General features: G+C 76.6%; 15 protein-coding genes. 8 read left to right on the forward strand and 7 right to left on the reverse strand.

Annotated features, from left to right (window positions below):
• Positions 1–34: 34 nt before the first annotated feature.
• Genes rsrA through ACFUVW_RS15410 form a run of 3 tightly spaced genes read right to left on the reverse strand, consistent with a single transcriptional unit; the run spans position 35 to position 2,216 of the window.
• A complete protein-coding gene (gene rsrA, locus ACFUVW_RS15400) occupies positions 35–310 on the reverse strand; it encodes a mycothiol system anti-sigma-R factor (RefSeq protein WP_430572203.1) in 276 nt (91 codons plus the stop codon).
• Positions 307–1,221: a sigma-70 family RNA polymerase sigma factor gene (locus ACFUVW_RS15405; RefSeq protein ID WP_430572204.1), complete on the reverse strand. Its 915-nt coding sequence runs from the start codon at positions 1,219–1,221 to the stop codon at positions 307–309. Before ACFUVW_RS15405 ends, rsrA begins: the two co-directional genes overlap by 4 nt.
• Before the next feature lie 29 nt (positions 1,222–1,250).
• Positions 1,251–2,216: a helix-turn-helix domain-containing protein gene (locus ACFUVW_RS15410; RefSeq protein ID WP_430572205.1), complete on the reverse strand. Its 966-nt coding sequence runs from the start codon at positions 2,214–2,216 to the stop codon at positions 1,251–1,253.
• 94 nt (positions 2,217–2,310) lie between these two features.
• Here ACFUVW_RS15410 and ACFUVW_RS15415 point away from each other — a divergent pair, with 94 nt between their 5' ends.
• From ACFUVW_RS15415 to hisN, 5 genes are all read left to right on the forward strand, one after another.
• On the forward strand, positions 2,311–2,454 hold the full coding sequence (locus tag ACFUVW_RS15415; protein ID WP_430572206.1) for a hypothetical protein: 144 nt from the start codon (positions 2,311–2,313) through the stop codon (positions 2,452–2,454).
• Positions 2,455–2,519: 65 nt separating this feature from the next.
• Entirely contained in the window at positions 2,520–3,107 is a 588-nt protein-coding gene (locus tag ACFUVW_RS15420) for a DoxX family membrane protein (protein ID WP_430572207.1), read from the forward strand.
• A gap of 71 nt (positions 3,108–3,178) precedes the next feature.
• Positions 3,179–4,546, forward strand: a complete 1,368-nt coding sequence (gene aroA, locus ACFUVW_RS15425; protein ID WP_430572208.1) for a 3-phosphoshikimate 1-carboxyvinyltransferase — start codon at positions 3,179–3,181, stop codon at positions 4,544–4,546.
• Positions 4,546–5,595 (forward strand): ribosome small subunit-dependent GTPase A, encoded by a 1,050-nt coding sequence (rsgA, locus tag ACFUVW_RS15430; protein ID WP_430572209.1) that lies wholly within the window; start codon positions 4,546–4,548, stop codon positions 5,593–5,595. The genes aroA and rsgA overlap by 1 nt, the downstream gene beginning before the upstream one ends.
• A gap of 67 nt (positions 5,596–5,662) precedes the next feature.
• The gene (gene hisN / locus ACFUVW_RS15435) at positions 5,663–6,484 is read left to right on the forward strand and encodes a histidinol-phosphatase (protein ID WP_430572210.1); all 822 of its coding nucleotides are present in this window, start codon (positions 5,663–5,665) and stop codon (positions 6,482–6,484) included.
• Positions 6,485–6,509: 25 nt separating this feature from the next.
• On the opposite strand, the gene ACFUVW_RS15440 is transcribed toward hisN, so the two are convergent.
• The 3 genes from ACFUVW_RS15440 to ACFUVW_RS15450 are packed head-to-tail and all read right to left on the reverse strand — an operon-like array spanning position 6,510 to position 9,094.
• Positions 6,510–7,043, reverse strand: coding sequence for a DUF6912 family protein (locus ACFUVW_RS15440; RefSeq protein WP_430572211.1), 534 nt, complete (start codon positions 7,041–7,043; stop codon positions 6,510–6,512).
• A 33-nt stretch (positions 7,044–7,076) separates the two neighbouring features.
• Positions 7,077–8,438 carry a CpaE family protein gene (locus tag ACFUVW_RS15445; protein WP_430572212.1) on the reverse strand — a complete coding sequence of 454 codons (1,362 nt, stop codon included), beginning with the start codon at positions 8,436–8,438 and terminating at the stop codon, positions 7,077–7,079.
• Positions 8,438–9,094 carry a hypothetical protein gene (locus tag ACFUVW_RS15450; RefSeq protein WP_430572213.1) on the reverse strand — a complete coding sequence of 219 codons (657 nt, stop codon included), beginning with the start codon at positions 9,092–9,094 and terminating at the stop codon, positions 8,438–8,440. The genes ACFUVW_RS15445 and ACFUVW_RS15450 overlap by 1 nt, the downstream gene beginning before the upstream one ends.
• Before the next feature lie 142 nt (positions 9,095–9,236).
• Here ACFUVW_RS15450 and ACFUVW_RS15455 point away from each other — a divergent pair, with 142 nt between their 5' ends.
• Positions 9,237–9,446: a helix-turn-helix domain-containing protein gene (locus ACFUVW_RS15455; protein ID WP_429735024.1), complete on the forward strand. Its 210-nt coding sequence runs from the start codon at positions 9,237–9,239 to the stop codon at positions 9,444–9,446.
• Between the two features lie 36 nt (positions 9,447–9,482).
• On the opposite strand, the gene ACFUVW_RS15460 is transcribed toward ACFUVW_RS15455, so the two are convergent.
• Positions 9,483–10,031 carry a hypothetical protein gene (locus ACFUVW_RS15460; protein WP_430572214.1) on the reverse strand — a complete coding sequence of 183 codons (549 nt, stop codon included), beginning with the start codon at positions 10,029–10,031 and terminating at the stop codon, positions 9,483–9,485.
• A gap of 158 nt (positions 10,032–10,189) precedes the next feature.
• Between ACFUVW_RS15460 and ACFUVW_RS15465 the strand changes: the two genes are divergently transcribed.
• On the forward strand, positions 10,190–11,050 hold the full coding sequence (locus tag ACFUVW_RS15465) for a hypothetical protein (RefSeq protein ID WP_430572215.1): 861 nt from the start codon (positions 10,190–10,192) through the stop codon (positions 11,048–11,050).
• 47 nt (positions 11,051–11,097) lie between these two features.
• Positions 11,098–11,817 (forward strand): Rv3235 family protein, encoded by a 720-nt coding sequence (locus ACFUVW_RS15470; RefSeq protein WP_430572216.1) that lies wholly within the window; start codon positions 11,098–11,100, stop codon positions 11,815–11,817.
• The last annotated feature ends 69 nt before the right edge of the window (positions 11,818–11,886 follow it).

Here is an 11,886-nt window from a genome sequence, read left to right on the forward strand (position 1 = left end):
GTCGGCTCTTGTCTATCTCGGCGAGACGCGTTCTCTATCTCGCGAGGATCGTGATCTGCTCGTGGATGCGCACCCGGAGGGTCTCCGGCGCGCGCTCCGAGCAGGACCGGCGCACCAGCTGCTTGACGAGCTCCTCGACGCTCAGCTCGGCCAGGCACGGTGAGCAGTGCGCCACGTGCGCGCGCATCCGCTGCTCGTCGTCCGGCGTCATCTCGGAGTCGAGGTACTCGTACAGGTGCACGAGGGCGTGCTCGCACTCGTTCTCCCCCTCGGCCCGGTCGTGCGGGATGGGGGTGATGGGGTCGGTCATGACGCTCCTCCACGAGCCGGGACCAGGCCACGCTGGGCGGCGTAGTCGGCGAGCAGCTCGCGCAGCTGCCGGCGTCCGCGGTGCAGCCGGGACATCACCGTCCCGATCGGCGTACCCATGATCTCGGCGATCTCCTTGTAGGGGAAGCCCTCGACGTCGGCGTAGTAGACGACCATGCGCCGGTCCTCGGGCAGCTCCTGCAGCGCGCGCTTCACGTCGGAGTCCGGGAGCCGGTCGAGCGCCTCGGCCTCGGCCGACCGCAGCCCCTGCGACGTGTGCGACGCGGCGCGGGCGATCTGCCAGTCCTCGACGTCCTCCGCCTGGGACTGCTGCGGCTCGCGCTGCTTCTTGCGGTAGCTGTTGATGAACGTGTTCGTGAGGATGCGGTACAGCCAGGCCTTGAGGTTGGTGCCCGGCTTGTACTGGTGGAAGGCGGCGAACGCCTTCGCGAACGTCTCCTGCACCAGGTCCTCGGCGTCCGCGGGGTTGCGTGTCATGCGCAGGGCGGCGGAGTAGAGCTGGTCCAGGTACTGCAGGGCGTCACGCTCGAAGCGCGCGGCCCGGGCCGCGCTGCTCTCCCCCTCGGGGGCACGCTCCGTGTCCTCGGGGATCTCCTCGCCGTCCGGGGTGCTCCCGTGCGGCGCGTCGCCGCTCGCCGGGCCAAGGTCCTGGGTCATCACCGTCGAGCCTAGTCCAGCCACTGGGCGGGGTCCTCCGATCCACGGGGTGTGCAGGTCTGTCGTGGGGCCGACCACCGCGTCGTCCGCGCTCGCCGTCGAACCCACCGTCAGGGCGTCGGCCGGCACGGCGAACAGCCGCACGGACTCACGTCCGGCGGCGGGGACGGCGGTCGCCGTCGTCGAGGTGCGGGTGCTCACGTCGGTGTGCAACCGCGGACGGGGCCGTGACATTCCCGTCCGAGCCGCGCGGGGGCGCCGCGTCAGGAGGCCACCGGCGTCGCGAACCGTCGCCGGTACGCCACGGGGCTGGTGCCGAGCTGGCGGGCGAAGTGGTGCCGCAGCACGGGCGCGCTGCCGAAGCCCACCAGGCGCGCGATCTCGTCCACTGGAGCCTCCGTCGCCTCGAGCAGCTCCTGCGCCCGGGCAACGCGCTGGCGCGCGAGCCAGGCGGCCGGCGTCGTGCCCGTCTCCTGGCGGAAGCGGCGCGCGAAGGTGCGCTCGGACAGCGCGGCCCGGCGCGCCAGCCGGGACACGGTGTGCTCCTCGGCCAGGTGCTCCCGCATCCAGGCGAGCAGGCCGGCGAGCGACTCGCCCTCGCGCGGCAGCGGGTCGACGACGAACTGCGCCTGACCGCCCTCGCGCTGCGGCGGCACCACCATGCGCCGCGCGACGGCGCGGGCGGCGTCGGCGCCGACCTGCGTCCGCACGAGGTGCAGCGCGGCGTCGATCCCGGCCGCGGTTCCGGCGCTGGTGAGCACGCGCCCGTCCTCGACGTAGAGCGCGTCGGGGTCGACGTCCGCGGTGGGCACCTCGGCCGCGAGCCGCTCCGTGTACATCCAGTGCGTGGTGCACCGGCGCCCGTCCAGGAGCCCGGCGCGCGCGAGCGTGAACGCGCCGGAGCAGATGGCGAACAGCCAGGCGCCGCGGTCGTGGGCCGCCCGCAGCGCGTCGAGGTAGGCCTGCGGGAGCGCCTCCGCCCCGTCGTCGTCGATGCCGTACGCGACGGCGACGACGAGGTCGGCGTCGTCGAGCGCCTCGAGACCGTGCTCCACGACGACCGGGAAGCCGCCCTTGGTCGGCACGGGCCCCGGCTCGGGAGCGCAGAGCGTGAAGTCGAACGACGGGCCGCCCGTGTCGCTGCGGTCGATGCCGAACACCTCGTACGCGACGCCGAGCTCGAACGGCGCGACGCCGGGGACGACGACGGCGGCGACCTTGCGGATCATGCCGCCCATGCTGCCACGCGGATGGCGGAATGTCGACGCATACTGGCACTTCTGCCACTCGTGGCAGGACCGCGACGCGCGAAGGATTACTGCCATGACCGCACTGATCCTCGTCCTCGCCCTCCTGCTCGTCGCCGCCTACGCCGCCCGCCTCGTCCGCACGGTCCGCCGCGACGGCCTCGGCACCCGCCGGCCGCCGCGCTCCCACCCCGACTGGTGGGAGGGCGCGCCCGCCTGACGCACGACCGCGCCGCGCCCGCCGGTCGCCGCGCAAGCGCGGGTCGCCTCTGCCACAGTGGGCCCATGTTGCTGCGCCGTATCGCCCGCCCTCTCCTGGCCGCTCCGTTCGTCTACGACGGGATCCAGGCCGTGCTGCACCCGGCCGAGCACGTGGACGTCGCCCGCGAGGGATCCGCGCTCGTCACCCGCGCGGTCGGCGCCGAGCCCCTCAGCGACCGTCAGCTCGGGTTCCTGGTGCGGGCGCACGGCGCCGTGACCGCCGCGGCCGGCGTCCTGCTCGCCGTCGGGCGTACTCCCCGCACGGCGGCGCTGGCCCTCGCCGCGCTCACCGCGCCGCTCGCCGTCGCCCACCAGCCCTTCACCAGCAAGGGCGCCGAGCGCAGCCTGCGCACCGCCGCCTTCGTCAAGGACCTCGGCAAGATCGGCGCCGCCGTCATCGCGGGCGTGGACCTCGAGGGCCGGCCGGGCGTCACCTACCGCGTGCAGCAGGCACGCACGCACGCCGCCCGCCTCGCGGAGGCGAAGGCCGAGACGGTGAAGGCCGCGACGAAGGGCGAGGCGGCCAAGGTCGCGGCCAAGGCGGACGCCGCGAAGGCGGCGACCAAGGCCGAGGCCGCGAAGCTGCGGGCGAAGGTCGCCGAGGCCGTCTGACGCCGGCCCGGGCGCCCCTCGCCGGCGAGACGGCCCGCGGCGCGGGCAGCCCGTGAACTAGCCTCGGATCCATGACCTCCGCCGTCCCGCCGCACGCCGCCCCGCCCGCCCTCGACGTCGAGGGCGCCGATGGCTGGGCGGCACCGGTCGCGACGGGCCCGCTGGACGCGACGGTCGAGGTCCCGGGCAGCAAGTCGCTGACGAACCGCCTGCTCGTGCTGGCCGCGCTCGCCGACGGCCCGGGCACGCTGCGCGGGGCCCTGCGCTCGCGCGACGCCGACCTCATGATCGGCGCGCTGCGCGCCCTCGGCGCCCGCATCGACGAGGGCGACGACCCGAGCACCCTGCGCGTGACGCCGGGCCCGCTGCGCGGCGACGTGGACGTCGACACCGGGCTCGCGGGCACGGTGATGCGGTTCCTGCCCCCGGTCGCGGCCCTGGCCGACGGCCCGGTCCGCTTCGACGGCGACCCCGAGGCCCGGGTGCGGCCGATGCTGCCGGTGCTCGCCGCCCTGGGCAGCCTGGGCGTCCGGGTCACGTCGCCCGTCGGCGGCACCCCGACCCACCTGCCCTTCACCGTGCACGGCACGGGCCGGGTGGCCGGCGGCGCGGTCGACGTCGACGCGTCGGCGTCGTCGCAGTTCGTCTCGGCCCTGCTGCTCGCGGGCGCCCGCTTCGAGCGCGGGCTCACGCTGCGGCACATCGGCACCACCCTGCCGAGCCTCCCCCACATCGCCATGACCGTGGCCACCCTGCGCGACGTCGGCGTGGAGGTGGACGACTCGCGCGACGGCATCTGGCAGGTCGCCCCCGGCCCGGTCGCCGCGCGCGACGTGCGGGTCGAGCCCGACCTGTCGAACGCGGCCCCGTTCCTGGCCGCCGCGCTGGTGGGCGGCGGGACCGTGCGCGTCCCCGGCTGGCCCACCGAGACCACCCAGCCGGGCGCGCTGCTCCCGGACCTGTTCACCCGGCTCGGCGCGGAGGCGCGCCAGGACGGCGACGTCCTGACCGTCACCGGCACGGGCGAGGTCCACGGCGCGGACCTGGACCTGCACGCCGCGGGCGAGCTCGCCCCGACCTTCGCCGTGCTCGCCGCGCTCGCCGACTCCCCCAGCCGCCTGCGCGGGATCGCGCACCTGCGGGGCCACGAGACCGACCGGCTGGCGGCGCTGGCCACCGAGATCACCCGGCTCGGCGGGCGGGCCGAGGAGACGCGCGACGGGCTGGTCATCACGCCGCGGCCGCTGCACGGCGGCCTGTTCCGCACCTACGCCGACCACCGCATGGCGACGTCGGCCGCCGTCCTGGGCCTGCGGGTGCCGGGGGTGCGGGTGGAGAACGTCGGCACCACGGCCAAGACCCTGCCCGGCTTCGACGGGATGTGGGAGCGGATGCTCGGGGTCGCCACCACCGGGCCGGTCACCGAGGGCCAGGCCTGATGGCGCGCCGCGCCGTCGACGAGCACGCGCAGTACGCGCGGCCCTCGAAGCGCGGCTCACGGCCCCGCACCAAGCAGCGCCCGGAGCACGCGGACGCCGAGGTCGGCCTGGTGACCGGCGTCGACCGCGGCCGGTACACCCTCGTGGTCGACGCCGGCACCGACCACGAGCGCACCGTCCTCGCGATGAAGGCGCGCGAGCTCACGCGCACCCGCGTCGTCGTGGGCGACCGCGTGGACGTCGTCGGCGACACCTCCGGCGGCGAGGGCACGCTCGCCCGGATCGTCCGCATCCAGGACCGGACCTCGGTGCTGCGGCGCACGGCGGACGACACCGACCCCTACGAGCGGATCGTCGTGGCGAACGCCGACCAGCTCGTGGTCGTCACGGCGCTCGCCCAGCCCGAGCCCCGCACCGGCATGATCGACCGCTGCGTCGTCGCCGCCTACGACGCGGGCATGGACGTGCTGCTGTGCCTCACCAAGGCCGACCTCGCGGACCCCGCCCCCCTGCGCGACCTGTACACCCCCATCGGCGTCGACGTCGTCGTCACCCGGCAGGACGACGCCGCGAGCGTCGAGGACGTGCGGACCCGGCTGGCCGGGCGCACGTCCGTGCTGGTGGGGCACTCCGGCGTCGGCAAGTCGACACTCATCAACGCGCTGGTGCCCGACGCCGACCGCGCCACCGGCGTCGTCAACGACGTCACCGGCCGGGGGCGGCACACGTCCACCTCGGCGGTCGCGCTGCGGCTTCCGGTCGGCGACGAGGGCGATCGCGACGGCGGTCACGACGGCTGGGTGGTCGACACCCCGGGCGTCCGGTCGTTCGGCCTGGCGCACGTGGAGACGGACCACCTGCTGCGGGCGTTCGAGGACCTCGCCGAGGTCGCCGAGGACTGCCCCCGCGGCTGCACCCACCTCGCGGACGCCCCCGACTGCGCGCTCGACGACTGGCTCGCCGCGTCGTCCGACGACGAGCGCCCGGCGCGCGAGGCCCGGGTCGCGTCGTTCCGGCGCCTGCTCACCGCGCGGCACGCGGCCGACTGACGACAACCGCGGCCGCGACCGCGCGCCGAGCCCCTGGCGGTGGCGGCGGACCGCTACCGTGTGAGGCGTGTCGTACACCCAGCCGTCTCCCAGCCCGACCAGCGGGCCCGCGCGCACGTACGAGGACGACCTGCGCCTGGCCCACGTGATCGCCGACCAGGTGGACGCGATCACGATGTCCCGCTTCAAGGCCGTGGACCTGCACGTCGAGAAGAAGCCGGACGACACCCCGGTCTCGGACGCGGACCGCTCCGCCGAGGAGTTCATCCGCGCCCAGCTGCACCGCGCGCGCACGCGTGATGCGATCGTCGGCGAGGAGTACGGCTCCGCGGGCAGCGGCGCGCGGCGCTGGATCATCGACCCGATCGACGGCACCAAGAACTTCGTGCGCGGCGTCCCCGTGTGGGCCACCCTCATCGCGCTGGCCGACGGCGAGGAGGTCGTGATGGGCCTCGTCTCCGCGCCGGCGATCGGCCGTCGCTGGTGGGCAGCCAAGGGCTCGGGCGCGTGGACCGGCAAGTCGCTGGCGTCGGCGTCGCGGATGTCCGTGTCCGGCGTGAGCACGCTCGCCGACTCCTCGTTCTCCTACTCGTCCCTGTCCGGGTGGGAGGAGCACGGCAAGCTCAACGGCTTCCTCGACCTCACCCGCCAGGTGTGGCGCACCCGCGGCTACGGCGACTTCTGGTCGTACATGCTCGTCGCCGAGGGCGCCGCCGACATCGCCGCGGAGCCCGAGCTCGAGGTGTACGACATGGCCGCCCTCGTGCCCATCGTCACCGAGGCCGGAGGCCGCTTCACCGGGCTCGACGGCGCCCCCGGTCCGTGGCACGGCAACGCGCTGGCCACCAACGGCAGGCTCCACGACGAGACGCTCGTCTACCTCGGCTGATCCCGCCCTTCGTCGCTGACGGCGGTCAGGGCCGGGGGATCTGGGGGATCTCGGTCGGGTCGTACCAGAGCAGGTCGCGGTCGGTGACGCGCTGCAGCGCGACGTCCAGCGCCGCTTCGGACGTCGCGCCCACGTCGCCCGTGCGCTCGGCGTCGTTCTCCTCGTCGGCGGCCGCGAGCACCGCGCGCACGTCATCGGCCGCCTCCGGCTCGTCGACGTGCACGGCGACCACGGGCACGCCGGTCAGGGCGGCGACGTCGGCCGCGCTGGGCTCGTCGGCGCCGCCGGGCACCGTGACCTCCGCGTCCGGCACGTCCAGCGAGACGACGACGCGGAGCGGCACGGCGTCACGGCGGGCGGCCACGAGGGCCAGGGAATCGTCCGCGGCGGCGAGGAAGGCCTCGTACTCACGGCTCTCGTCGTCCTCGTCGGGCAGCTCCCGGACGAGCGCCGGCGTCACGGCGTGCGCGCGGCGGGCGGGGACGTCCCACCGCGCCCCGGCGGCGGCGACCACGGCGCCCTCGAGCTCGTCCAGCGTGGCGGGAACGTAGATGCGCATGCGCACAGTCTGCCGCGAGCGGCAGCGCGGCGCTCACACCTCCGCGGGCAGCAGCGTGGCGACGGTCGCCCGCACCCGCTGGGCCAGCCCCTCGAACGCCACGGTCACCGGCGAGCCGGGAGCCTCCTCCGCGAGCGTGCGACCCGCCAGCAGCGCACCGTCCAGCCCGGCGGCGTCGTCGGGGACCAGGTGGACGTCGTCGACGCCGGCGTAGCGCGCCAGCGCGTCCCGCACGGCCGCCTCCGGGCGCGATCCGACCGCCGACGAGCGCACCCGGTTCGCGACCACCACGCGCTCGGCCGCCACGGGCACCGGCACCTCGCGCAGGTCCTCGAGCCCGCGCACGAGCCGCTGGATGCCCACTGGGTCGGCCGCGCCGACCACGACGACGACGTCCGCCGCCTGCAGCGCCGCGAGGGTCGCGCCGTTGCGCTGCGGCGCGTGGGTGTCGTACATGAGCAGCTCGTCGGCCTCCAGGAGCGGACCGCAGTCGACGACGGTCCAGTCGGCGAGCTCGCGCGCCCGCTCGAGGACCACCTCGACGGCGCTGGCCGGCAGCTCGGGCCACCGGGCGGCGCGGGTGATCCCCGTCAGCACTCGGAGCCGGCCCCCGACGACCGGGCTGTGCCGGGCCAGGGTCGGCAGGTCGAGGGACCCGTGCGCGGCGGCGCGGGCGACCGCCGCCAGCCCCGGGGCGTCGTCGAGCAGGCCCAGCCGGGCCGCCACCGAGGCGCCGTAGGTGTCGGCGTCCACGACCAGCACGCTCTCGGGCGCCGACGTCGCGGCCTCGCGCCGGGCGCGACCGTGGCGGCGGCGCCCGCGCGACATCCCGCCGAGCGCGGCCGCGACCTCGAGCGTCGTCGTCGTGCGCCCCGGCCCGCCCACGGGGCCCCAGACCGCGACGACGCTTCCCCGGCGGGGCACGGCGTCGTCCGCGACGGCGTCCTCGAGCCCGAGCGCGTCCTCCGGGCCGAGCGGGTCGTCGAGGTCCTGCCCTCCGCGACCCAGCACCAGGTGGTCGGACGCGCCGGCCACCGAGGCGGTGGTCGTCGCCACGTCGCGGACCGCGGCGAGCAGGAGGGCCTCGTCGTACCGCTCGACGACGGCGTCCACGCCCAGCGCGTGCAGCCTGGCCGCCGGCGCGGCGTCGTCGCTGAGCGCGACCACGCGGACGCCCGCGGCGTGCAGCCGGCCGACCGCCTCCCGGTCCAGGCCGGGCAGGTCGCCGGAGACCAGCGCGACGCCACCCGCGCCGGCCGCGGCCGCCGCGAGCAGCTCGGCCACGTCGCCGCAGCGACGGGTGACGGTGGCCCCCGAGCCCGGGGCCCCGAGCGCGAGGACGACGTCGGTCTCGGCGGCCCCACGCACCGCGCACAGGACGGTGACGCCCGCCATCAGACGCCGGCCCCGGCCTGCGGCACCACGGTCACGCTGCCGGGGACCGCCAGCGCCTCGAGGACGACGGGCAGGTCGTCCGAGGGCACGAGCACGTGCAGGGTGGCGCCGTCCGCCACGACGAGCCCGGTCCCCGCCTCGTCCACCTGCTCGACCACGACGCCCTCGACGAGCGGGGCCGGCTCGGCCGCGGGCGCGTCCGCGCCGGCCGGGGCCTCGGGCGTCGACCAGAGGTCGACGGCGGACCCGGGCTGCACGCGGGCGGACATGGCCTGGTCGACGGGCACGGAGACGGAGCGCACGTCCACGTCCGCGGCGTCGCCCAGGGCCGATCGGGCGACGAGCTCGCCGTCGTCCACCACCCGCAGCGCGACCACCTCGTCCGGCAGCTCCTGGTCGGCCCGCAGGTACAGCTCGGTCCCCGCGTCGATCCGGACGTCCACCGTGCGCAGCCGCCCCACGTCCACGACCTCGCCCGGCGTGAGGGTGCCGTCGGCCGCGTAGACGGGCACGGTGCGGCCCGCGGACGAGACGGCCCACGAGCCGAGGGCCACGGACGCGGCGACGATCACGACGCCGACGACCAGCCGCGGGTCGCGCCAGGTGGGGCGGCGCAGGCGCGCAGCCACGGGTGCCGGCAAGGGGTCGGTGCTCACGGACGTCCTCCGGGGTGTCTTGGACGCGGCCTCGGCGCCGCATCGGGCCGGAACCTATCATCCGGCACCCCACGCATGCTTTCGGCAACCACTGTGGACAACTGCCGTCATCGATCGTGACCGCTGTGCCAGAATTGCCCGTATGGCCAGCCGGTTCCTCTCCCTCGCGGACGTGCAGGAGATGCTCAACATCTCCAGCACCCAGGCCTACTCGCTCGTGCGCTCCGGCGAGCTGCCCGCCATCCAGGTGGGCCCGAAGAAGGTGTGGCGGGTCGAGGCGAGCAAGCTCGAGGAGTACATCGAGCACCAGTACGCCCGCACCCGCGAGCGGATCGCGTCGGGCGACCTCTGACCACCCCGCCGCCCACCCCGCCGCTCGTCGCCGACCTCAGGCCTCGCTGACCCGCAGGACGGCGCCGAACGGCACCGTCCGCACGACCGGCCGCGCGCGCTCCGCCTCCTCGACGTCGAGGTGGTCGGCGCCCACGCGTCCGATCCGCCCGGTCACCGACCCGCCCGCCGTGCGGACCAGCACCCGGGCGCGGTCGCGCTGCAGCCCCCGGAGCACGTGACCCAGCCCGAGGCCGTCGGTGCGCGCCCGCGACGGCGTCGCGAGCCGGCCGAGGCCGACGACCGAGGCGAGCGCGGCCAGGGGCACCAGGTGCTGCACCCGGCCCCGGGCGCCGCTCCCGTCCAGCAGCACCCAGGCGTGCGCGACGCGGGCGACCCGGCCCTCGACCCCCTCGCCGTCCAGCAGCTCGAGCCGCAGCACGGAGCCGGTCGCGGCCCGCAGACGGTCGGCCAGCGGGATCGACGCCTGCTCGGCCCGGGTCAGCTCGGCGACCGTGCCCTCCCGCTCGGCCGCCTCCTCGGCGTCGAGGCGCGCCTCGAGGTCCGCGAAGAGCAGCTCCCACCTGGCCGGACCCGCGGATGTCATGAGGCTCCTCTCGTCGGGGTCGGTGCCCACAGGATGCCCGGGTGGACAGACCCGGCACCAGTCCGCTTCAATATCCACCACCAGAGCACATCAACCGCTATCAACCTGCATCACCCTGGACGATCCAGGATCGATGGCGGAGGACGAAGGAGACCTCGATGTCCGGCAGCACGCACCGCGACCGGTTCGCACGACGAGGCGACGCCGCCTCCCGCACGAGCAGGCCCGCGGCCGGGCTCGGCCGGCTCGCCGTCCTCACGGTCGCGGCCGCGGGCGTGGGCGCCGCACTGGTGCTGCGCACGGCCGCCCTCGTCCCGCCGTCCCCCACCGCGGCCGCCGGCCTCACCGTCGACCGGTGGGTCGAGCTCGCCGTGCTCGCCGCCGGGCTGCTCGCCGCCGCCTGGCTCGCCCTCAGCGGGGCGCTCGCCCTGACCTGTGTCGCCGCGTCGCTGCTCGGCCGCCGATGGCGTGCCGGTGAGGCCGCCGTCGAGCGGCTCGCGCCCGCCGCCGTCCGCCGCCTCGTCCGGACCGCCCTCGGCGTCGGCGTCGGCGCCGGTCTCACCCTCGCCCCGACCGCGGCGCTGGCGGCCGACGCGCCCACCGACCCGGCCGCGCCCGGCGCGTCGGTCGTCCTCGACCTCGGGTGGCAGCCCACCGCCACGGCTGCCGACGGCGAGCGGGCGCGCGGGACGGCGGACGCCGCCGTCCAGACCGCCGACGACGGCGCCGAACGTCCCGCCGAGGCGGCGGAGGACGCGCTCGTGCAGGACGCCACGGCCGTCCCCGTGGCCCGCCACGCCCCGGACGACACCGCCGACGGCGCGGGCGACGGCTCACCGACGCGCGTCGTGCTCCGCGGCGACACGCTGTGGGACATCGCGGCCCAGGCGCTGGGCGGCTCCCCCACCGACGCGGAGATCCTCCGCGAGGTGACGCGCTGGCACGCCGAGAACGCCGACGTCGTCGGTGCCGACCCCGACCGCCTCCTGCCCGGCCAGATCCTGCGCGCCCCCGCCTGACGGCGCCGACGTCCCCACGACTCCCGCACCACCCACCGGAGGGCACCATGACCGCGACGACGACCGTGCCGACCACGCCGACCACGCCGACCACGCCCGCGCCGGGGACTCCCGAGCAGGCCACCCCGGCCCCCGGGAGCGCACCGAACGCCCCGACGGCGACGCCGGGCAGGCGACCGGGCACGGGGGCCGGCATCGAGGCGGCCCGCGGCGCGGACGCCGCGTCGGAGGACGACGGCGCCCCGGCGCGCCGCGTCCTGCGGGTGTCGGCGCCGCCGCGACCGACAGGGCCGGCGGGCTATCCGGAGACCGGCACCCGGCCGGCACCGCGGACGCGGCGGGTGCGGGTCGGCGCCCCGGGGGTCCGTCGTCGCCCGGACGACGACGAGGACCTCACGGCACGGCCGCTGCGGGAGGCGGTCCCCGCGCCGCTGCCCGACCCGACCGCGCAGTGCTGCACGGTCGTGCGTGCCGCGGTCGAGGTGCTGCGCGGGGAGCGGCCGGCGGCGCAGCTCGCGCGCTGGGTCACGCCGCAGGTGCGCGACCAGCTCGCCGAGCGCGCCCGGATCGGCCTGGCCCACGCGCCCCGGAGGGACGAGGAGCACCACCGGCCCGTCCAGGTGCGCCGCGTCCGGCTGGTCCGCCTGGGCGACGACGCGGCCGAGGCGACCGTCGTCCTGGACGACGACGGCCGGGTGCGCGCCGCGGCCGTCCGGCTGGAGGCGCGCCGGGGCGCCTGGCGGGTCGCCGTCCTCGAGGTGGGCTGACCGGACCCGCGCGAGATAGAGAAGCCCTCCCCGCGAGATAGAGAGCCGACCCCCAGGTGGCTGGGGGTC

The organism is Isoptericola sp. NPDC057391, from assembly GCF_042668085.1.
In the GTDB taxonomy this organism is placed as follows: domain Bacteria; phylum Actinomycetota; class Actinomycetes; order Actinomycetales; family Cellulomonadaceae; genus Isoptericola.

Bases quoted from the DNA above. Each gene is read 5' to 3' on its own strand.
- rsrA (WP_430572203.1), bottom strand. From the start codon at position 310: ATGACCGACCCCATCACCCCCATCCCGCACGACCGGGCCGAGGGGGAG.
- ACFUVW_RS15405 (WP_430572204.1), bottom strand. From the start codon at position 1,221: ATGTCACGGCCCCGTCCGCGGTTGCACACCGACGTGAGCACCCGCACC.
- ACFUVW_RS15410 (WP_430572205.1), bottom strand. From the start codon at position 2,216: ATGATCCGCAAGGTCGCCGCCGTCGTCGTCCCCGGCGTCGCGCCGTTC.
- ACFUVW_RS15415 (WP_430572206.1), top strand. From the start codon at position 2,311: ATGACCGCACTGATCCTCGTCCTCGCCCTCCTGCTCGTCGCCGCCTAC.
- ACFUVW_RS15420 (WP_430572207.1), top strand. From the start codon at position 2,520: ATGTTGCTGCGCCGTATCGCCCGCCCTCTCCTGGCCGCTCCGTTCGTC.
- aroA (WP_430572208.1), top strand. From the start codon at position 3,179: ATGACCTCCGCCGTCCCGCCGCACGCCGCCCCGCCCGCCCTCGACGTC.
- rsgA (WP_430572209.1), top strand. From the start codon at position 4,546: ATGGCGCGCCGCGCCGTCGACGAGCACGCGCAGTACGCGCGGCCCTCG.
- ACFUVW_RS15440 (WP_430572211.1), bottom strand. From the start codon at position 7,043: ATGCGCATCTACGTTCCCGCCACGCTGGACGAGCTCGAGGGCGCCGTG.
- ACFUVW_RS15445 (WP_430572212.1), bottom strand. From the start codon at position 8,438: ATGGCGGGCGTCACCGTCCTGTGCGCGGTGCGTGGGGCCGCCGAGACC.
- ACFUVW_RS15455 (WP_429735024.1), top strand. From the start codon at position 9,237: ATGGCCAGCCGGTTCCTCTCCCTCGCGGACGTGCAGGAGATGCTCAAC.
- ACFUVW_RS15460 (WP_430572214.1), bottom strand. From the start codon at position 10,031: ATGACATCCGCGGGTCCGGCCAGGTGGGAGCTGCTCTTCGCGGACCTC.
- ACFUVW_RS15465 (WP_430572215.1), top strand. From the start codon at position 10,190: ATGTCCGGCAGCACGCACCGCGACCGGTTCGCACGACGAGGCGACGCC.
- ACFUVW_RS15470 (WP_430572216.1), top strand. From the start codon at position 11,098: ATGACCGCGACGACGACCGTGCCGACCACGCCGACCACGCCGACCACG.